This window comes from Halovivax asiaticus JCM 14624 (assembly GCF_000337515.1).
Lineage (GTDB): Archaea > Halobacteriota > Halobacteria > Halobacteriales > Natrialbaceae > Halovivax > Halovivax asiaticus.
On the sequence record NZ_AOIQ01000008.1, the window covers coordinates 1 to 20,155 of the forward strand.

General features: G+C 54.0%; 14 protein-coding genes, 1 tRNA gene and 2 pseudogenes. 8 read left to right on the top strand and 9 right to left on the bottom strand.

Annotation, left to right across the window (positions count from 1 at the left end; all coding sequences use genetic code 11):
• The 4 genes from C479_RS03860 to C479_RS03875 form a co-directional block, all read right to left on the bottom strand.
• On the bottom strand, nucleotides 1-589 hold a 589-nt coding region (locus C479_RS03860; RefSeq protein ID WP_007698131.1), incomplete at its 3' end, for an RAD55 family ATPase.
• Between the two features lie 209 nt (nucleotides 590-798).
• Nucleotides 799-1,653 (bottom strand): geranylgeranylglycerol-phosphate geranylgeranyltransferase, encoded by an 855-nt coding sequence (locus C479_RS03865; RefSeq protein WP_007698138.1) that lies wholly within the window; start codon nucleotides 1,651-1,653, stop codon nucleotides 799-801.
• 105 nt (nucleotides 1,654-1,758) lie between these two features.
• A complete protein-coding gene (locus tag C479_RS03870) occupies nucleotides 1,759-1,941 on the bottom strand; it encodes a DUF7511 domain-containing protein (RefSeq protein WP_007698141.1) in 183 nt (60 codons plus the stop codon).
• A 180-nt stretch (nucleotides 1,942-2,121) separates the two neighbouring features.
• Complete coding sequence (locus C479_RS03875; protein ID WP_007698144.1) at nucleotides 2,122-3,018, bottom strand: universal stress protein; 897 nt, start codon at nucleotides 3,016-3,018, stop codon at nucleotides 2,122-2,124.
• A 209-nt stretch (nucleotides 3,019-3,227) separates the two neighbouring features.
• Between C479_RS03875 and C479_RS03880 the strand changes: the two genes are divergently transcribed.
• Nucleotides 3,228-3,302 (top strand) — tRNA-Arg (locus tag C479_RS03880).
• 187 nt (nucleotides 3,303-3,489) lie between these two features.
• Here the strand turns inward: C479_RS03880 and C479_RS03885 are convergent.
• Entirely contained in the window at nucleotides 3,490-5,988 is a 2,499-nt protein-coding gene (locus tag C479_RS03885) for an ATP-binding protein (protein ID WP_083893792.1), read from the bottom strand.
• 118 nt (nucleotides 5,989-6,106) lie between these two features.
• Here C479_RS03885 and C479_RS03890 point away from each other — a divergent pair, with 118 nt between their 5' ends.
• The 7 genes from C479_RS03890 (at nucleotide 6,107) to C479_RS15990 (ending at nucleotide 13,405) form a co-directional block, all read left to right on the top strand.
• Nucleotides 6,107-8,146, top strand: coding sequence for a DEAD/DEAH box helicase family protein (locus C479_RS03890; RefSeq protein WP_007698153.1), 2,040 nt, complete (start codon nucleotides 6,107-6,109; stop codon nucleotides 8,144-8,146).
• A gap of 74 nt (nucleotides 8,147-8,220) precedes the next feature.
• On the top strand, nucleotides 8,221-8,424 hold the full coding sequence (locus C479_RS03895; protein ID WP_007698156.1) for a hypothetical protein: 204 nt from the start codon (nucleotides 8,221-8,223) through the stop codon (nucleotides 8,422-8,424).
• Entirely contained in the window at nucleotides 8,421-10,394 is a 1,974-nt protein-coding gene (locus tag C479_RS03900) for an AAA family ATPase (RefSeq protein ID WP_007698159.1), read from the top strand. Before C479_RS03895 ends, C479_RS03900 begins: the two co-directional genes overlap by 4 nt.
• The gene (locus C479_RS03905; protein WP_007698163.1) at nucleotides 10,391-10,831 is read left to right on the top strand and encodes a hypothetical protein; all 441 of its coding nucleotides are present in this window, start codon (nucleotides 10,391-10,393) and stop codon (nucleotides 10,829-10,831) included. Before C479_RS03900 ends, C479_RS03905 begins: the two co-directional genes overlap by 4 nt.
• A 75-nt stretch (nucleotides 10,832-10,906) precedes the next feature.
• Nucleotides 10,907-12,319 (top strand): DNA-methyltransferase, encoded by a 1,413-nt coding sequence (locus tag C479_RS03910; RefSeq protein WP_241430155.1) that lies wholly within the window; start codon nucleotides 10,907-10,909, stop codon nucleotides 12,317-12,319.
• Entirely contained in the window at nucleotides 12,319-12,921 is a 603-nt protein-coding gene (locus tag C479_RS03915; RefSeq protein ID WP_007698172.1) for a hypothetical protein, read from the top strand. The genes C479_RS03910 and C479_RS03915 overlap by 1 nt, the downstream gene beginning before the upstream one ends.
• On the top strand, nucleotides 12,914-13,405 hold the full coding sequence (locus tag C479_RS15990; protein WP_152415794.1) for a hypothetical protein: 492 nt from the start codon (nucleotides 12,914-12,916) through the stop codon (nucleotides 13,403-13,405). The genes C479_RS03915 and C479_RS15990 overlap by 8 nt, the downstream gene beginning before the upstream one ends.
• 75 nt (nucleotides 13,406-13,480) lie before the next feature.
• Here the strand turns inward: C479_RS15990 and C479_RS15730 are convergent.
• The 4 genes and pseudogenes from C479_RS15730 to C479_RS03925 all read right to left on the bottom strand — a co-directional run.
• Nucleotides 13,481-13,731 (bottom strand): annotated as a pseudogene (locus tag C479_RS15730) (IS5/IS1182 family transposase); the annotation flags it as partial.
• 20 nt (nucleotides 13,732-13,751) lie between these two features.
• Nucleotides 13,752-14,047 (bottom strand): annotated as a pseudogene (locus C479_RS16740) (PD-(D/E)XK nuclease family protein); the annotation flags it as partial.
• A 186-nt stretch (nucleotides 14,048-14,233) separates the two neighbouring features.
• On the bottom strand, nucleotides 14,234-17,197 hold the full coding sequence (locus C479_RS03920) for an ATP-binding protein (RefSeq protein WP_007698173.1): 2,964 nt from the start codon (nucleotides 17,195-17,197) through the stop codon (nucleotides 14,234-14,236).
• A complete protein-coding gene (locus tag C479_RS03925) occupies nucleotides 17,194-18,927 on the bottom strand; it encodes a hypothetical protein (protein WP_007698175.1) in 1,734 nt (577 codons plus the stop codon). The genes C479_RS03920 and C479_RS03925 overlap by 4 nt, the downstream gene beginning before the upstream one ends.
• Nucleotides 18,928-20,155 lie beyond the last annotated feature (1,228 nt).

Sequence of the window (20,155 nt, forward strand, 5' to 3'; positions counted from 1 at the left end):
CGCCCTCGCCGTCTTCGATCTCGACGACGACGTCGAAGAGCTGTTTGAGCGTGTTCATCGTCTGGTCGTCGTGGGCGGTCGAGTCGATCACACAGAGACCGAGGGCGTCGGCACTCTGGATACGGCCGGTGAAGACGTGGAGGAATCGGAAGACGGTCTGAAGATCCGAGTACATGAGCAGCGTGGAGATCGAGTGCAAGAGGATGCGATTCTCCGTGAGCGATCGGTTCTCGTAGAACTCCTGGAGGAACTCGGAGAGTTTGATCCCGATCCCGGTCATATCGACCGGCGACGAGGCGTACTTGATGCGCGGATCGTCGTCGACGGTTCCGATCCCGCGCTGTTTCGTCACGCAATCGACGATACCGACGTCCGGGTCGGAGACAGTCACCGCCTCGGTGAGGTCGTCTAACACCTTGTCCGCGCTGTCTTTCGTCGTGACGATGATCGACCCATCACCACGGTCCGCGCCGCTCGCCAACGCCTCGATCGCGAGATCGCGTTTGCCGGTCAGCGGCGGCCCCGCGACGAGAACGTTCGTTCCAGCGTCGAGATCGTCGGCCGATGGGACGTCAGGGAGGTCATACATGGCAGATTACACTTCCTCTCGGCGTCCACCACAGCGAGCGCGTGATTCCACTGGTACCTATCCAGAGTGATACAGTGAACAGGTTATATTCCTTTTGATAACACAGAGGCACTGAATCCCGTTTCTATCGTCAATCACCGTCAGAGAGGGCTAGCGGTGAGTCTGTGGGTTGGCGTTCGCTCGGTTGCCTTCTTCGTGCGAACCGGCGATCACGCCAGGATCGAGGTCGACGCACTCAGTCGACCGATCACGAACGCGAGCGCCGCCAGGAACATGCCGTACTTCAGGTGGTGCTGGCCGCGAGCCGGGTCCGTGAGGCTCGTCCACGCTGCGTAGGTCATGTACGCGATCGCCGGGACGAGTACGAGCAGGTAGGCCAACCCAAACGTGTCGGTCAGGTACGGGATCGGACTCGCGAGAATCGCAATCGCGAGCACCCCGACGGCGATCCAGAGGGCACGTCGCTCACCGATCGCGATCGGAAGCGTGTTGAGCCCTTCGGCGCGGTCGCCCGCGATGTCTTCGACGTCCTTGACGATCTCGCGGCTGACCGTCGAGAGCGCCGCGAGCGCGAAGAGGACCACCGCCGGCCCGATCCGTCCCGCGGCTGCCGCACCGAAGAGGAACGTACTGCCGCCCAGGTAGGCGACGACGACGTTGCCCGCTCCGGGCAGCCCCTTGAACACCTGCGTGTAACTGACCAGGGCGAACAGATTGAACAGGGCGATTCCGATCGCGAGCACCGGGAGCGTCAACGCGAGCACGACGGCCGCGGCGAAGCACGCCAGCGAGTACCACAGCGCCTGGCGTGGCGAGACGGCACCACGTGGAATGGGGCGGTCTGGCTTGTTGTGGGCGTCGATCTCCCGATCGAAGTAATCGTTGATCGCGTTCCCCGCGCCCGTCCCGAAGAACGTCGCCGCCGCGGCCGCGCCGACGGCCAGCGGCGCGTCGACGAGTCCACCCGCCACGAACGCGCCGATCGCCGTGAGGACGGCCGCGGCGATAGCGTTCACTGGACGTAACAGCTCCCACAGTCCCCGTCCGGTCTCGACCGCCGTCATGGGTCTGACTGGCGAGCGGACCGCTAAAAAGGGTCCGATGCCGTGTGGCGGAACCGACGGGTGTGCAACGGATTCGGGATAGTCCCGGCCGCTGGGTCGGCCCCGTTACCGCCAGTCGTCGAGTTCGAAAAGTGTGTCCGCGTCGACGGTGAGCCACTGGGTGAGCCGCTCGTCGCCCTCGGCCGCTACCGGGACGATAGTCCACCGACCGTCCTCGTCGGAGAGGAGTTCGAGGTCATCGCCCGGTGCAGCCATCGACGGATCGACTGCTGCGTCCTTCGCGGACATGGTACCTAGTACCAGACGACGGGAGTACGTAAGGGTCACGGCCTTTCCCACAGTTACCGGAATCCACCACACCCTCAAGTACCAGGGCTGGACCGGCCGTCTGGGATCGGTCGATCGATTCGGATGACACCAATCGAAATCGTACGCGGGTGCTCGGAAACTGTGACCAATGGATTGGAGCTAGGGCGCCCGAGAGACGACGAGCACCGGGACAGAAACCGTGCGCAACACCGTCGAGGCGGCACTGCCCAACAACTGTCGACCGACGGTTGACCGACCACGTGAACCCATGACGACGAGATCGACCGCATTTTCCTCGGCGTACTCGCGGATTCCCGGGGCGACGCCCTGGTGGGACGAGATCCGTTCGACGGCCGTCGTGACGTCGAGGGTCGACTGCTCGGCGTCGAGATCCGCGACCGCGTCGTCGACGATTTCGTGACCACGCGCTTCGAGCCGTTCGAGGAATTCCGACTCGAGGCCACCAGCACTGAACAGACCGCCGGCCGCCTGGACGTCGACGACGTTGAGCACGTGTAACGCGGCGCCCGTTCGCCCTGCAATCGCACTGCCGTAGTCGGCCGCCGCTGCGGCCGGGTCGCTGCCATCGGTTGGCACGAGGACGGTCTGGTAGTCCTCCTCGGCCGGCGTCAGGTCGTCGTCCGCCGGGACGACGAACACCGGGACGTCGCACCCCCGAAGCAGTCGTTCGGTCACGCCGCCCAGCAGCCGTTTCCCCAGCCCCGTCATCCCCTGGCGGCCGACGACGATCGCATCCGCCGCGTTCTCGGTCGCGTACTCGCCGATCGCCGTCGCGGGAGCGCCCTCGACCACCGCGGTCGTGATCGAGCGATCGCGCTCGGCAGCGAGTGCCTCGACGTCTGCAAGCACCTCTTGTCCTCGTGCTCGAAGCCGTTCCCGTTCACTCGACGAGCGCGTGAGGCGGAGCGCCGATTCGTCCACGACGAACAGTGCGTCGACGGCCGCCCCGAACGCCTCGGCGAGATCCAGCCCGCGTGCCGCGGCGTGGCGCGCCTCGTCACTGCCGTCGACGGCGAGGACGATCCGATCGAACATGATACAGCCGACGATTGGTCGCAGAGGACCATGATCGTTTGCACTCCGAACACGACACATTGTCGGAAGCTGAACAAAGATCGACCTGACGAGCAAAGTGCCGTATCGAACCGGCCGGGAATTGTACTCGCGACCGAATCAGAGGCTCGAAAGAGAAACCGTCTTAAAGGTGCGGCGAAAACGTACGTTCGCAACCCAAAACAGACCGAGGGCGCTTAGCTCAGTCTGGACAGAGTACTTGGCTTCGGACCAAGCTGTCGCGGGTTCAAATCCTGCAGCGCCCATTCGTTTTTTGCACGAACCAAATCCAAGGGACGGGAGCGACCCGCTTATAAAGAAGTCGCTCTGCGCGCCGTTGAGTTCGTTCGTTTGCCGAATGGTGGTCGTCGCCATCGTGCGGTTCGCTAGAGCCAACGTTGTTCGCAGTTCACATAAAGTCCCGCTATTGATGATACAGTCCCAGAACGGAACCTAGTCGCTCAAATTAGTATTTTCACGGTCCTGAGGTTCTAATGCCATTTGCTCCAGAATTACGCTTGGCTGTTGGAATAGTTCGAATTCCTGGCTCTGCCGATCGTAATCAATCATTCCTGTCGATACAGCAACTGCTTCGATGACGTTCGCGACTTTATTTTTGGGCACCTCTCTTTCAAGAATGCGTGCATCAGCTAACACCATCCCAATAGAGGGCTTATTAACGCGGTTCTTCTTTTGTGCTTCCCAGCCAATTTGCAATATTTCTCCCATTATTCCTGGCTCAGGCGTCTCTTCCCACTTCTCTTCGACATATTCAACCAAATCATTGGGATGTTCATTGTTTGTGAGGATATCGATGATCTGCTGGTGAGTGAATCGACGACGTTTGTGCCGACGAAGCAGTTTCTCCATGGCCTCATTAGTCATTAGGGAAACATTCTCATCCATCTCACGGAGAAATGCACTATCCTTGTTTCCTTTCCCCTCAAGCTGAAACTCCCTCGCAATCACAACAGCATGGTCACAGCCTGCCTCTTCTTTGTGCCGAGATACCGTTGCTTCCTTCGCATCTTCGTGATCAACAATGCCTTTGGAACCTTTCGCCTCAATAGAGAAGGACATATTTTCCTCACCAGCCTGTGGAATTGTCAGAATCGCATCTGGTTTGTCGGATGCACCTTCGTGTTGAATTGCAACACTGATATGTCGAAACACACCCACAACCACCTTCTCGTATCTAGTCCCACCTTCGAGTGATGCATCATGAATCTCGCTAATGAAGTACTCAATCTCGTCCCTGATGTAGCCCGCAGCACTTCTTAACGAATCGTCAGTGATCGACTTCGAGATATCCAAGAGATTATCTTCAACGCCATGATGTCCAAGATAGCCAGATGCCAGTAGATTGCCTGCAACGGCCTCCCCGAAAACTTGCTTGAGTTCGTCAGACATCTTATTACTTTCTTCAAGAGATTTGAATAGCGGATGTTCTTCATTGATGAATATGGTTTGATCTTCGGAGGAATAGTGGGTGATTTCGTCGGCCTCATCGTAGGAACTGAATTGGACATCGACCGAACCAAGACCTCCATCCGGGAATTGCCCTTTGGAAAGACCTCTGAGCCCTTGAGTAGCATCAAAAGGGGCTAAGGTATTAAGCCGGGTTCCAAAGGATCGTACCGCTTCTCCTGCCTCGGACTCCTCTTCAATCTCTTCCAGTTTCTGTTGGTCTAACCGATTTGCTTTTCTGCGACAGTAGTTGAAGAGACCCTGAATTACTTCCCTTGTGAGTTGAGTTTCAATATGCTCTTCGGACACCTGGTTCCGCTGGACAAGAATGGCATCATCTAGGTCGGGCACCTCAACTTCGGCAAGGAACCTTCCGAAGTGCCCATGGGGAGGATTATCAAGCCCAAATAATGGATCTTCTCGATTGACTAACTTGCCTTTGACAGTGATTCGGAATCCATGGTCTTTTAGCCCCCTTTCTTTCCTTTTCCCTTTCGTCAAAAGATTCTCGTAGTAGGTAGCATTCCCGGTTACAGGCCCTAGCTCCGGAACTTTGAGGCAACGAACTTCTTCGTCAATGTTCTGGTAATCTGCTGTTTTGTCAACTGAGCACTCGTACTTCTCTTTGGGGACATCCTCTAAATCCCCATAATCCTCTTCTTCCCTCCAAAACGATTGGAGTCGGTTTTCGATATCATCTCTAACGTCTTCTTCGATGAGATCTACATTGAAGCGTTCGTCAGTATCCGGTTCCCTCCTCGAGATTTTACTGTTATCTAACGACACTTTAAACTGGGAGGAAAGCGGAATAGAGGTGCGTATCATGTGGTGGAGGTATTGTGGTTTCAATGCACTCCCTGTATACTGTTCCTCGATATGGTCAACGATTGCGAGTGTCCAGGAATTCCATCCCTCCTCCCACGGATTTGGCAAATCCTTTCCTTCTAGGTACTCTCCTACGACATCCTCAGCTTCGTCGAAGCCCAATTTGTAAACATTAAAACGTGGGGGGTTACCCGCACCACGCTCTTTGATCTCCTCTTCCGAGACGGAGATGATTCGAACAACGTTATCCTTTGCAGCAATGTGAGTGAGTTTTCGGCCTAGAGCGAATGCAGCAAGCTTGCCAACGCCAAACTTTCCGATTTGCTTTCGACCGTGCTTTACTCTATCTTCTCCGAGTTCCTCGGCTTTCGGACTTTTTGCTACGCTCCAAAGCCATTCGAAACCATCCATATCCATAGAAGACCCATCATCGAGCACGGCAAGAAAATCAGTTCCTGACTCGGGAGTGTTCACGTAGCACTCGTTCGCACCAGCGTCATAGCTGTTACAAACAAGTTCTTCGACTGCCTTTCGGGGATTGGTGTAGAGCTGTGAAGAAACTTGTCGAATGATTTGGTAGCTAACATCAACCTCGATTTTTTCCTCTTCTTGTTCTCCCTCAGACGCAAAATCTTGTTCCAGATCGCGGGCAGTAGACATATCACCACCAACAAATTCTGGGTAAATCAAACTTTGGAGAAAATGTGGAAATCATTTCAGACCAGTCGGCGTCAAGAACACTCTTATTACGATACCAATAACGTATCTGTTAGTATCGATGGCCTCTGACACCGCGACTTTCAAAGATCTCGACCTCCCTCGCGTACTCAATACCTCAAAAACAGACTTCGTCGACGAGTTCTACGAACCGCTCCTATCCCGCTCTGTCGAATACAAACGCGGTGTCGGATACTTCACCTCCAATTGGATGCAATCCGCCGCACGAGGAATCGCTGAACTAGCCGATAACGGCGGTGCTGCGAAATGGATCACCAGCCCAAAACTCACCGGAGAAGACTGGGAGGCCATCAAGAAAGGGGACGAAGCGCGCAGCGATGAAGTCCTACGGGAAACTCTCGAAGAGACCATCAACGACCTCCGGTACGACTTGGAATACGACACTAGAAACGCCGTCGCTTGGATGATCGCAGACGGCCTCCTTGAAATCAAATTCGCCATCCCCACTGAATCTCTCTCTGGTGGCGACTTCCACGACAAATTCGGAATCTTCTACGACGCAGACGGGAACTGCGTCGGGTTCCACGGCTCACAAAACGACAGCGAGCAAGCTCTTCGAAACTATGAAGCGTACAGTGTTGATTGCGACTGGCTCGGCGAACGGGATGCTGAAGGGGGAGACAGCCACGAACAACGCTTCAAAGACCTCTGGGAAGGTCGAGATTCGAATGTCAGCACGTACTCTATCCCCGATGGCATTGCAGAGGACATCGCAGAACTACGCGACTACGACAACCGTCCATACACACCCTTCGAGGAACCCGACAACTCTACGGTGAAGGCCAGCAACGAAATCACGCTCCGAGACTACCAGCGCGAAGCAGTCGATAACTGGTTCGAAAACGACTGCCATGGGCTCCTTCGGATGGCTACCGGCACCGGAAAGACATTCACCGCGCTTGCTGCGCTCGACGAGTACCTCGAACAGCAAGCCTCGCCGACACTCTGCGTGATTGCTGTACCGGTCACGCACCTTGCCAACCAGTGGGCCGAGGAGATGGAAATCTTCGGGTTCCCTTCCCCACGCTTCCTGTTCGGCACAGCCAACAGCGACTGGAAATCCGACCTGTCCAGAGTCGTTAGCAACATTAGGCTCGAGTTCCGTGATCGGGAGTTCATCATCACCACACACAGGACTCTCAGCGAGGAGTATTTCCGAGAGAAAATCAGCACTGTAGACGAAAATACCGTCCTCGTCGCTGACGAGGTTCACGGTCTCGGCTCCGAGGAACAACGCAAGGGTCTCCTCGACGAATATGATGCCCGCCTCGGGTTGTCGGCCACACCGGAGCGCTACTACGACGAGGAGGGCACTGAGTTCCTGCTGAACTACTTCGGTGACATCGTGTACGAGTACTCCCTCTCAGACGCAGTCCCAGAGTATCTGACGCCATACGATTATGAGCCAATCATTGTTGAGATGACGCAGGAGGAACTGGAGGAATACCGGAAAGAGTCCAAGAAACTCGCGAGTGCCGCAGCGAGCGAAGATATCGAAGAGGAGGTCGTTGAGCATCTCGCCATGAAGCGCGCGTCCATCGTGAAGAGCGCTGAGAACAAATATCGGCACTTACGACGCATCTTGCAGCGTATCGATGATCCGGATCACCTACTGGTGTACACGAACCCGGATCAAATCGATGACGTGCAGCAAATCCTGAACGATGAGGGTGTCTTCCATCATAAATTCACCTACCACGAGGACGAAGACCAGCGTGACGAGCTGTTGGAAGGGTTCGACGCTGGGGACTGGGATGCGCTTGTCGCGATGAAGTGCCTTGACGAGGGCGTAGACGTGCCGGCCACACGCCAAGCAATCCTGATGTCGAACAGCGGCAACCCCATGCAGTTCATCCAGCGACGAGGCCGAGTGCTTCGGCAAGCAGAGGGGAAAGACAAGGCAACCATCTACGATATGGTTGTTGTACCGTCGAAAAACCCATCCGAAGATATCGCAACGTCAGAGCGTAACCTCCTCGAAAAGGAACTAGATCGGTTCGCTGAATTCGCCGAGAATGCCAAAAACCGGCATACGGCGCTGAATGTGATTGACGATATTCGCGTGAAGTACCGCATATAGTCCTTACAGCATCTCGACAAATTTTCGAGGGAATGTATTATCTTACCCTAGTTTCATGTATCGAGTAGTTACCCATGAAGGACTCCGAAGTGCACTCGCTCATTTTGGATAAAACCGATGAGATCGAGGAAGATGAATACCGGTCATTCATTCGTGAAATTTTGAAACACGAACGAACGAAACTCGACCAGGAGCGTCCGAAGTACACCGACAAGTACCACCAGCTTGTGGAGGACTACGCAAACAACGAGTCGCTCGAAGAGTACACTGACGAATGAACAACATCCAAATCTTCAAAATCGAACTCAACAACTACCGGCAGTTTCAGGGCGTCGAAGAAATTCCCCTCGAGACCTCGCCCGATAAGCACATCAACGTCATCGAAGGCCAGAACGGCTCCGGGAAGTCAAACATCCTGAACGCCATCACGCTCTGCTTCTACGACGAAGAGCCACACATCGACGAGAACGACGACCGTGGGCTCGGCGCCGACCCGATAGCCAATCTGAAGGAACTCGAGTCGGTCGACGTCGGAGACAGCGTGCGCGGACACATCGAGATCACGCTCGGGAAAGACGAACCGCAGTACGTCTTCACCCGGAAGTTCCGTACGGCCAAGGTCGGGGAAGACGAGTACAACAGCGTCACCGAGGATCTTCAACTTCGGCAACGGTTCGGAGCCGACTGGCAGAACGTGGAAAACCCGAACACACGTCTTCGCGAAATCCTCCCCACACGAGTACATCAATACTTCCTGTTCGACGGAGAGCAACTCGACAAATTCTTCGAAGAAGGATACACCCAACGCGTAAAAGACGCCGTTCTCGACGTCTCACACATCCAGTTACTCGAACGTGGTATCGACCACCTCAACTCGGTACAAAGCGATCTCGAGAAGGAAGCATCCGACGTAGAGGGCAAACCCCAAGAACTCCACAAGGAGTACGAAGATGCTAAAGACGAACTTGATGAACTCAAAGAGGACGAAAAAGAACTCGAAGAGAACATCGAGGAAGCAAACGAGCAGATCGAGGGCATCGATAAGGAACTAGCCGACAGTACAAACCCTGACGTTCGCGAAAAGCAACAACGACGTCGATACCTTAACGAACGCCTCGAAGACCGGGAAGAGGAACTTCAGAACGCGCGTGAAGACGCAGCTATTTCCCTCTCTCGTGCCGGGCCAGCCGCGTACAACCAAGACGCGCTCGAATACACCATCGAACAGTTCCGTGACCGCGAAGAGAGCGGCCAAGAGCCACCGGACATTCCGGAATGGTGGTTAGACCAACTTCTTGATGACGGCGAGTGCATTTGCGGTACTGACATCGACAGCGAGGAGGAAAAGCGCGAGCACCTCGAGCACTTCAAGGAGAAAATCACCGAGGCCGCATCCAACAGCGTGAATGGCCGACGAAAAGTCCAACGTACGCTCGATCGAGGCGACGACTTGGTGAGTGAAGCCAAGGAACGGAAGCGTCGTGTCGAGGACATCAAAGACGACATCGACGAAATCAACGAGGAATTGAGAGAGATCTCTGCCGAGTTGGAGAGCAAGACCATCCCAGATGACGTGGATGTTTCTGACTTGGAGAAACAACGCAAGCGCATCGACGGTCGCATCAAGGATATGCGGGAAGACCTCGGGCAGCTCCGAGGCAAAATCGAGCAGCAAATAGAGGTTGTGGAGGAGCGTAAGGACGACTGGCAGCGGGAGGTAGAACGGGAGAAGAAACACGAGACTATCCTTCGAAAGATCTCGTTCGTCGAGACCGCACGCGATAAGGTCGAGAGTATTGAGAAGGAGATTCTGGAGCAGGTTCGGACGGAAACTGAGAACTCGCTTCAGACGTTCTTCAACGACCTCATTTGGAAGGAAGAACCGTACGATATCGAACTGACTGACGACTACGAGGTGCACGTGTACGGCCCGAGCGGGGAGAAAAACCTTGGGTCTCTATCCGCAGGAGAACGCCAAGTGTTGGCGCTGTCGTTCATGAGTGCACTCGCACAAATCAGCGGGTTCAGCGCACCAATCCTTATCGACACACCACTGGGTCGTATCTCCAGCAAACCGAAGAAGCGTATCGCACAGAACGTACCGAACTACCTCGAGGATACGCAGGTGACGTTCCTGATGACCGACGAGGAGTACACCGACGAAGTGCGCGCGTTCCTGAAGAACAAGGTCGCGAACGAGTACCATTTGGACTACTCTGACGAAGTGACAGAGGTGCCATCTGCATGAGCGAACAACAGAGCGAGAAGTACGAAGAAACCGACCCACGTCGTGACGTTCACATCGAGAAGGAACGACGGAGTCTGTACGAGGATCTCCGCACCAAGGAAACCTCACCGTTCTACGAGGTGGATCTACACGACCTGTTCACGTTCGCGATGAGTTACGGTCGACGCAAAGCAGGACGAGTAGAACTGGAGGGTGAAGAACATGCGCTGTTCGGTCGTTCCTCGCTCCGAGAGGAACAGGAAGGTGTTATTGAGGCTGTGGCCGTCCGCGAAGAACGGTCTCTTGACGTTCTGCAAGACAAGAGGTTCGTGTACGAGATCGCTGAAGAGTTTGCGAACGGTGGGATTGAGAAGCTCCATGGCAGGGTTTTCGGCCCTGAAGACGACGCGTTGAGCGAATTGACGATAGAAGTTGCGGAGGAATATGACTCAAAATAGACAGTTCTCGGGGAAACTAGCGGCAGCAGAGCAAATACAGAATGTTCACAAGGGTGGAATGAGCCCGATTAGACAATGAGTAAGGATGGATCTGAATCACCGGAGGCTCAATTGACTATGGATCGGCTTGATCCAGGCGTTCGAGAAGTAATCTCGATCATCAGCGAATACCTCGACGACACCAACAATCTCTCGAGCCTCGAAGACTTCACCGATGGGGACTCTCCCTCGGCAAATACGCCCACACCATCTGTCTACAATCACCTTTCAGCAAATCCGGAACTCGCAAAGAAACTTCACGGGGGACTCAAAGATCAACTCAAACACCACGGAGAAGTCAACGTTGAGGACGTTCAAGAGCAACAAGGCCCAATCCCCGAGCCGAACGGAGAACTCCGCGCGGACATCGAGGAAGCGAACGCGACCCAAATCATCCCAAAGGATGCTGACGAGAACGCTAAAACGGAAGACAGCACGCGAATCGATCTCCCCGAGAACTCCGTTGATCTGATCGTCACGTCACCACCATACTGGAAGAAACGTGATTATGGGATAGACGACCAGTTAGGCCAAGAATCAGAGCCTGACGAATACATCGATAATCTGGTTGCTGCACTCGAACAGTGGCGGCCCTTCCTTCGTCCCACAGGGTCGATCTTCCTCAACATTGGCGATACGTACCATAACAAGAGCCGTGTCGGTCTCCCAGGTCGCTTCGTGCCTGCCGCGCAAGAAGCTGGGTGGACAATCCGGAACGACATTATCTGGGCCAAAGACAACGGGATGCCGTCATCAGTGAAGGATCGGCTAGTCCCACGGCATGAACACATCATCCACCTCGTCTGGAACGACGACTACTACTACGACCTTCACGGCTACGCTGACGTCTACGGTAACGGATCGAACCCCGGAGACGTCTGGCGGATGAATCACGACCTCAACTCCGGTGGGCATCTCGCGCCGTTCTCCGACGAACTTGTGCAGCGCGCAATCACACTTGCGTGCCCACCAGCAGTATGCACCAAGTGCGGAGAACCCAGAACTCGTGACCGGAAACGAGGCCTCACCAATCTCGATACTAGTCGTTCACAAGCGAAACGTGCTCTCGAGATTTACGAAGAGTCCGACCTGACAGAAGACCACCTGCGAGCAATCCAGGCAGTCGGTATTTCTGACGCTGGCAAAGCAAAACAGTTCCAGGAGGGCGCTGGTGAAAACTCCAAAGAAGTACAGAAACTCGCAGACGAAGCGAAAGAAGTACTCGGCGGGTACTTCCGTGAATTCACGTTCCCACAGTGGACAACCGCAGGCTGGACTCACTGCGAATGTGAGGAACCGGACTATGAACCCGGTGTTGTGTTCGACCCATTCGCTGGCTCAGGAACCACCATCAGGGCCGCTAATGAACTGCGCTACCACGCATGGGGAACTGACCTTGACACCTCCAACTTCGAAAAGAACCAGTCCTTAGCACGGTATTCCGAATAATGCCAGAATACGTCCTGAAACCCAGCGTCGTCAAAGACTGCTTCTGGCGGCTAGTCGAGGCACCAATACACCGGTTGTTCTCGGGATACCTCTGCCTTCAACAGCAAACTGGGATCGAAGGGCAGACGAACGAACTCTCGTTCCCCTACAACGCCTTCTTCGACACGTATTTCGAGGTTCAAGATGGTGACAAACCATACCTCGTGCCATTCACTCAGGCGAAGAACCCCTCAGATTCGACGCTCTGGAACAACAAGAACGTGTCCGGCACTTATGCTCCATCGTCAATCCGAATGAGCTCGCCACTGATGCAGGTGGCCACGCTCGAGAAAGAGGGGTACCACTCAGAATGGGGCCTGAACGAAGATCACTGGAAACTCGCTCGGTTACATCTTTGTGACGGCGAGCAAATCCCGATCGAATCCCTCGCCGCCTACCTCTTCCGGGATTTCTCGTTCGAGACTGACGAACCGTCAGCGTACACGCTTGTATCGGCTTTCGCAGAAGAGTTCCACTACGACATCGGAGGTAGTGCATTCGCGCATCTGTATGAGACAGGCGACTCAAACATCACAGCGGAGTCCTTCGAACACTATGACTAACCAGAAACAAACGAAACTGGGTGCACAGAACTCGATCCTGTCTGCTGCAAGAGTCCGTCGACTGTCCCCTGAGCAGCTCGGGATCAGCGCTCCGGGCCAGCAGTCCGACCAGATTGATGACTCTGATCAGGGTGAAAAGTTGCATTCTGCGGCGGTTGACGCTGTTGGTGACGATGAGGACGGGATTGGCGCTGCAGTTCTAACGAGTGACGAAACCCTGCATACGGGTATTCCAATAAAAGGGGAGGGGTGGGGAACTCATGCTATTGAACTAGCCGTTTCGAAGGCTGTCTCGAATGGCGCTGACGGAATTTCGAGTGTTGCTGTGTACTCGGTTGATGGCCAGTCCGGGCTTTGCGGTCGATGTCTGCAAGCATTGGCAGACACTCGTGATGGTGAAGTAACAATTGAAGTACTCAGTTCCGAAGGCTTCGAGAACAGTTTCGAATTGACCGACCTCACACCGTGGGTATCACAAAGTTAGTTCCTTATGCGCGACCGCATCCGATCGGCTAGCACGCCACCCTCTACTATTTACGAGCATGTCATAAAGTCCATTTCATAGCTTCTCACAACCCGGATCGTTTCCCTTTTCAAAGTTGGGGACTGAAGCGATGAGCCGGAGGAACAGCGCAAGGAACTCGTGGGTGGACGGGGCCTCAGGCGCGAACATGCCCGAGGCGCGTCCTTAACCGCGTCGTTGGTTCGTTCAGCTCTTGTTCGATGGGTATACGTCTTGTCTAGGATGGATTGCTTCAGCTGAACGACCTCGCTGTGTTCTTCGATACGGTCTTCGACCCAGTACTCGATGAATTAGGTCGTCAGTATTTGGCGTCAGCCGTCCTCTGGTACTCCCAGCACTGGAGTATGTTCCCGACCACATAGGACGTCTACTTCCAGTTGAGGTCAGTCGTCTGAATAATTTCGAGGAACGCGAGTCGATTCTCGGCCTGTTCTCGGCGTCAGGAAGCCAGGCGCCGTGGTGCGATCGCGAACGGTCCAAGTGTGGTTGGTCGAGACGCCGGTTCAGGGCACTCGTCATCGGCGCATCCGGTACGAGCACAAGGTCGAAATTCTTGCATTCTTCGTAGAGAGAATCGATAGACTCCGTTCGTGTAATTGACACGGACTATCGGACCCAGATGGGTTTCAAAAATGTGTCGTCGGAACAGTCCACTCAAACTAGAGTCAGTACAGAAACACCATAGCCTCTAGAAAATGCACAAAACCGGCCCTGTTGAGGTAGTGGGAGTGCGAATCACGTGCGCAGGCACAGTGTCCAGAGGGTGAGAAGGATAATCGATACCGGAGCCTAGCCGTCAATGGGGGTTCGGTCAAATTTTGGCGAGTCACCAATCTTCCGCTCCAACAGGTCTGCAATGTCCTCATTTGCAGTCGCGAAGATCACTTGCCGGTCTTGCTCACCATCTCGGCCTGTTGCCAGCTCAATGAGCAAGTTGAAGAATGAAATCGTGTTAATGTCATCCAGATGTGCGAACGGCTCATCTAGTAGCATCACTGGCGGCGCATGTGCGTGGGTGAGATTGTTCGTCACGAAGATTGCGAGTGCTAAGGCAGCCCGTTGGCCTGAACTCATATCGGTGATCGGCTCTGGCTTCGGGTCGTCCTTCCCCCGGCGAATCACACGAACTTCGTCATCGTCATTGAGTTGCACCTCGTTGAATTGATACGGGCGTTGGAACGCCTGAAATAGCGTCGTTATTGCCGACATGTGTTCCCGGACATATGCTGTGAGGTTCTCGTCACCTCCCGCTTTGTCGAAGACGGTTTGTAATCGCTCAATGCCGTCTTCATAACCTTCCTTCCTGTGTTGATGATGATCCAGATCAGTTTGCTTTTTCTCGATTTGCTCGTTAATCTGCGCGACCGACTCAACTACGACCGCATCGCTTTGGAACTCCGACTTTGCGGTGTGCAGCACTGTTCGATCAGCCGCCACACGAAGCTCGTTCTGTTGGCGTTCTCCGAGTGCGTGATCCTCGAGGATTTGAATGCCAGCTTCAAGCTCTATACGCCGATCTTTTAGTCGCTGAATGGCTTTCGGAACTTCATCAATCGGTCTAGCGAAGTCTTCGACGGATTTCTCCAGTGACTCCAACTTCTCTGTGACTTCCTGATGGCTATTCCCCACTAATTCAATAGCTTCTCCACCGCTAAGATTCCAGAGCGGGTTTTGTCGGATCGCCTCACCAAACCTGGTGACGTGAGCGTCGGACACGCTTGGTAAAGATTCAAAACTTGTTCGTTCAAACACTCCCCAGAAGTCTTCAGCACGACAAACATCACCAAATTGGTTCTCGAATTTGTCAGTTACCAATGCCCAAGTGGGTCGGTCCAGAACTTCGAGTGCATTTTTAATGTGTTCGATATCCGCTTGTAGCTGATCGGGGACGCCCGATTCCGAAGAAAGAAGGTCCTCTGGCTGCTCTCGATTTCGAATCGACGCTTCTGTTTGCTGAACATAACAAGCTGGACAGTGTGCAACCTCGTTAGTAATATCGAGATACTCCTCAGTCTGTGAGCGGATCTCGTCTAAGAGCTCCTCACGCCTCTCCTGTAGGTCAGAAATCTCTCGAATCGCCTCTCTCTTCTCGGAGAGTCTTTCGAGCTCTTCCTTGAGAACAGCGGTTACTCGTGTTCGCCATTTTTTGAGCGACTCCTCTGACTCAGGACCTTCATCAGAGAGTGCCTTCTCTATGGCGTGGAGATCTGAAATATCGAATTTTTCAGTTGAGAGGATAGTTGCAACGAATGCGACAGTTGACGGCGCTTCTCCCCAGCGTGTACTATTGAGTTCTTTCTGAAGCTCTCTTAGCTGCTTCTGCTTATTTTGCCACTCTTCAATATCCTCAAGCTTGTCAATCGCTGTTTCTGTTCGGTTTCTCTCGGTAGCCAGTTCGGATGCTAACGTTTCAGGCATCTTTGGCTCATCGCTGCTCAGGCCCACACTCTTAAGGCTCTCGTCAAGCCTAGCAACTCGTTCACCCCAGGTTGTCCAGGTATGAACCCACTCTTCGTTGGAGTCCCCACTTCCTTCGTCGTCATGGCGGCGCGGCGGAGGATTCGGAATGAGCTCTCTCATCCCTGGCGATAGTTCTTCGCGAGCTGCCCGTGCAGTAGAAAACAAGTTCTCTGCTCGATCAGCCTTATTCTCCAATTCTCTGATTTCGGCAGTCAACTCCGCAATCCGCTTTTCTTCCTGTTCGATCCGGCTATCGGCTTCTTTTACCAACTCTCTTTTTTCACTACGGGCCTTCGACAACTGCTCACCGTACAACGAACGCCGGATTGTTTGTTCAATATCTAGGTCCGTATCGAGTTCTGCGAGTCGCGTAGTCGACCCTGCCTCGTGATAATTCACATGATAGAACTCGGTGTGACGTGTTGCCTTCCTCTCTGGTCGAAAGCCGTACCAAGCGCTGATCCGATCAGCCACGTCGGACGTGTCATTCGAAAGCCGGACCGGTCCGTCTCCGTTGCCTGTGAGGGTTACATTCAAGTCACGATATTTCCAGCTCCGCTGAGTAGTGTCACCTCGGACTTGCCCAACCATTCCAAGCGTGGCCGCATCGAGAAGACTAGTCTTGCCACTCCCATTCCGTCCGTAGAGAAGTGTGAACGGTTTTGCATCCAGCGTTCTCTTGCTAGCCGGCCGGCGGAAGTCTGGCCCCAATTCTACTGAGTCAATAATGCCCTCAGGTCCCGTCGGCAAATTCGGTTTCGTGGGTCCAGCCTCCAAATCGCTTCCTTTACGTAGTTTTTCAAGCCGCTCATCCCGGTTGGTTGAGTCGGTCTCAAAGAGAAGTCCTAGATCTGCTTCGAGAATCTCCTGAATAAGTTCCCCCCGGTTGAACTCGACTTCCATCGATTCGAGATCTCGAATAACTGTTTGGAGCGGTTGCAGAAACGCATCCAACGAGTCGACGGCGACAAACCGTCGTATCGCAAATCGAGTATTAGACTCGAAAGTTGTACGCCTTGATTCGTCTATGTCCATCTCTTCGGGATATGCCCAGAAGAGCTGAATGTTCCACTGATTCGGAATCTCATCATCATAGAACAGGACCTCGAGCTGGCGGTTATCCTCCGTTTCGAGCTCGTCCAAATCATCATCTGGTTGTATAAACCGAATAAGGATCGTCTCGTCATCGTACCCTCTTCGAGGATGTGTGATTTTGTAGAGTTCGTCCGAACCCTCTACCTGTTCTACGTGTTCTTCATCGTATAGCCGTTCAAGGCGATTGTATCCGGTCATAGCGTGATCTCCTCCAATCCATCGGTTGCATCGACTCGCTCTGGATTACGAACCATATTAGAGACGTCTTCATATCCGGCCAGTGTCTTCGCTTTACTGGAGCTGAAATTAGAAGTCAGCGCAACTGGCTTGAAATTGACTCCATCTACTCGCAACCACTCTACGAACCAGCGAGCTCGGTCGATCTCACTGTTAGGTGTTGACTTGGGAAGCGTCGTCAAACAGATGGGAACCTGTTCAACCCGATATTCTGCGTTGACCGGAACGTCGGTTCGGTCGAAGGCGCTCTTGAGGACAATATCGGCTTCATCCTCTGCAAATGAGAGTGCTTCCATTAGCCGTTCGGCAATCGTTTTAGGCGCATCCCTCGTACTTGGCGTGATCTCACCGGCACCGCGTCTGCGTGGGTGATTCTCCAGGAGATGTCCTAATTCTTCAGACATCTCGCCGTTGAGGGATTCAACAGATTTCCAAGAAACTTTCTGGTTGGTGGGAAATTTTTCTGGAAGACTGTCCGCTTCGATTTCTGCGCGAAGGAGTGCGGTCAACAGCTCTCGGTTGAGTGGGGTCGTGTTAAGCTGCTCTCGCCACTCCTTGCAGGGATCCGGTTCAGGCGCCGGATAGACCGGGGTTTTGTGTTGGTACTCATCTGCAGCTGTATCGAAGACAGCTGTCATTGAGACTTTGAGATCCGCCATCATCGCCGACCCACTGGGCGTTCCGTGGTTTGTTTTTCGTCGGAATATGACTGTACTCACGATGTCATCTGGGATGAGGCAGAGATACTCACATCCGATGTCCGGCTGGGTCGCTACCAACCCTCCTCGCTCGTATGAGTCATTGTACTCTGATTCCAGCGTTGTTGAATCATCTGTTGTAGTGTAGACTCCAGAATAGCCAAAGGGGCCGATCGGTGGCACACTCCCCCAGTTTGCGACAATACACGACACCTGGGCTTCGGTCTCAAAGAGTTCCTTTCGATAGTTGACCCACGTTTTGTTGAATGGATCGGGGTTGCATTGGACATGGACAGAATACGAGGGACCGTCTTGGCAGAATGTAAGAACCTCATTCTTGAGTTCTCTATGCATTACATCGGAGCATGTCCACGGAACAACGGCAGCGCCACCGAAAAAGCGGAAGCCCCAGATCTTTGTGCCCTCACAGAGCCTCTTTAGCTCGACATCATTCGCACGGCTGCTCATGTGCTTGTTCTTAAATTGGACGAATAGCGCGTCTTTGTCCTCACCACGCCTCGCATTCGCCGCTATTGGGATGATTGTCGGTGTGACGAATTCCCCCGGTTCGTCTGGCACGGCGGGGCCCATATCAGTTTCACCTTCCGCCGAATAGCAGTCGTACTCCTCATTCAATTCGGCGAGCCGGGTCGCCATTTTGTCTACTTGAACGGGGGCGCATCCAAGGACAAATAGCGGACCCGTATCCGCGAAGAGGAAGTCGTCATGATCCTCGACCCAATCGATATTGTAGGCCCACTCGGGCGCTGCTGCGAGGTGGGCATCTTCTGCGGACGCCCGCTGGAGGAAGGATTTGGCTTTCGAATGCATACCGACTGGTTTCGGAAAGACAGTGATGTCTTCCACCCTGCCGCGTGGCTGCCAAATCGTAACGATATTTTGCGAGTCGTCCTCTGCAAATACCTCATACCGCTCATCATCAAATTCAGTGAGAATTCTTCCAGCTTCGCGGATTCGGTCGGATTCAGACATTGGAGACAGGTGAGTTATGATACCCTATATTATGTTGTGCTAATATAACTTCGCTTTTCTTACCAAAACGCTTACCAAACAATTGGTATCGCCTCGGGCGGGCATCTACAGTGGTATGTCTCCAATTCATTCACGGGATCTACACCGACGCTACGAAAGCTGCTGCAGTCGACAACGAAGATCAGAGCTACGGCTACGATTGGACGATTTCGGTCAATCCCTCCGGTATTGCTCCGCCAACCGTTGAAGCGGCCCGAACAGAGGCGATCGGAGACGAATCTCTTCAACTTCGCCGACATTCTGCACAGGATACCACCCGATACGACTTCATCAAGGACATTGGTCGACTGGAAACCGTAGTAGACGAGCACGACTGTGATTGCGGTGCCGCGATAACGCTTACTAAAGGCCACCTGTTCTGGCAGCCACCGAATAGGGACGACGTCAACGATCGAGAGTTCCGAATCCACGACGGCGATACCTTGCAGGGAAAAGGGAGTGGGACGACGTCGGTTCGAAATCGATTGGGAAGTCACGCCACAAACAAATCGAGTTGGATGGAAATTGCAAACTCACCTGGCGTGACTACGAGTATAAGATCCCATCCAGTCCAGATGATAGTGATGAATTACGCTATTTGTTCGTACGGATAGGTTGACGGACGTTCGTGAGTGTAAACGGTGGCCCCTAACTTCCCCACTTGTCTTCTAGAGTGGACGTGGTAGCGGGACGCTCTCGCAGTGAAAAAGCGGACACGTACCGGTGACCCTGTACGAATGCAACGGTTCGGTCGGATTCTCCGGCGGTATTTTCGTTCGTTATCGGTTTGTCGAGTGGGATTCCCGCCTCCTTATCGAGGAAGACGACCTTCTGATCGCTGTCGTTCGGTCTGAACCCGCTTCCACGAGTTCGTCGACCGCGTTTCGCAGTGCCTCTCGTTGCCCTTCGATGATCGACGTCGCGTTCTACACGCCCCGTTTCAGTTCGACAATCCCGATCGAATCGGTGATTTTGGGCACGATCGGCTTGATCTCCCCGTGGTGTAGAACGCGAGATACCGGGACGGTTTGAACGAGCGATTCGGCTGGCAGAAGTAGAGACCGTGCCCTTCGAACTCCGGCCACGCTTTCCGGGCGCCAAAAACCAGCACCCGGTCCTCCTCCCAGCTTACGAGCTATCCACTTTCGTCATAGTATAGGAATCGGACAGGCTCCCGGAGCAGGAACGC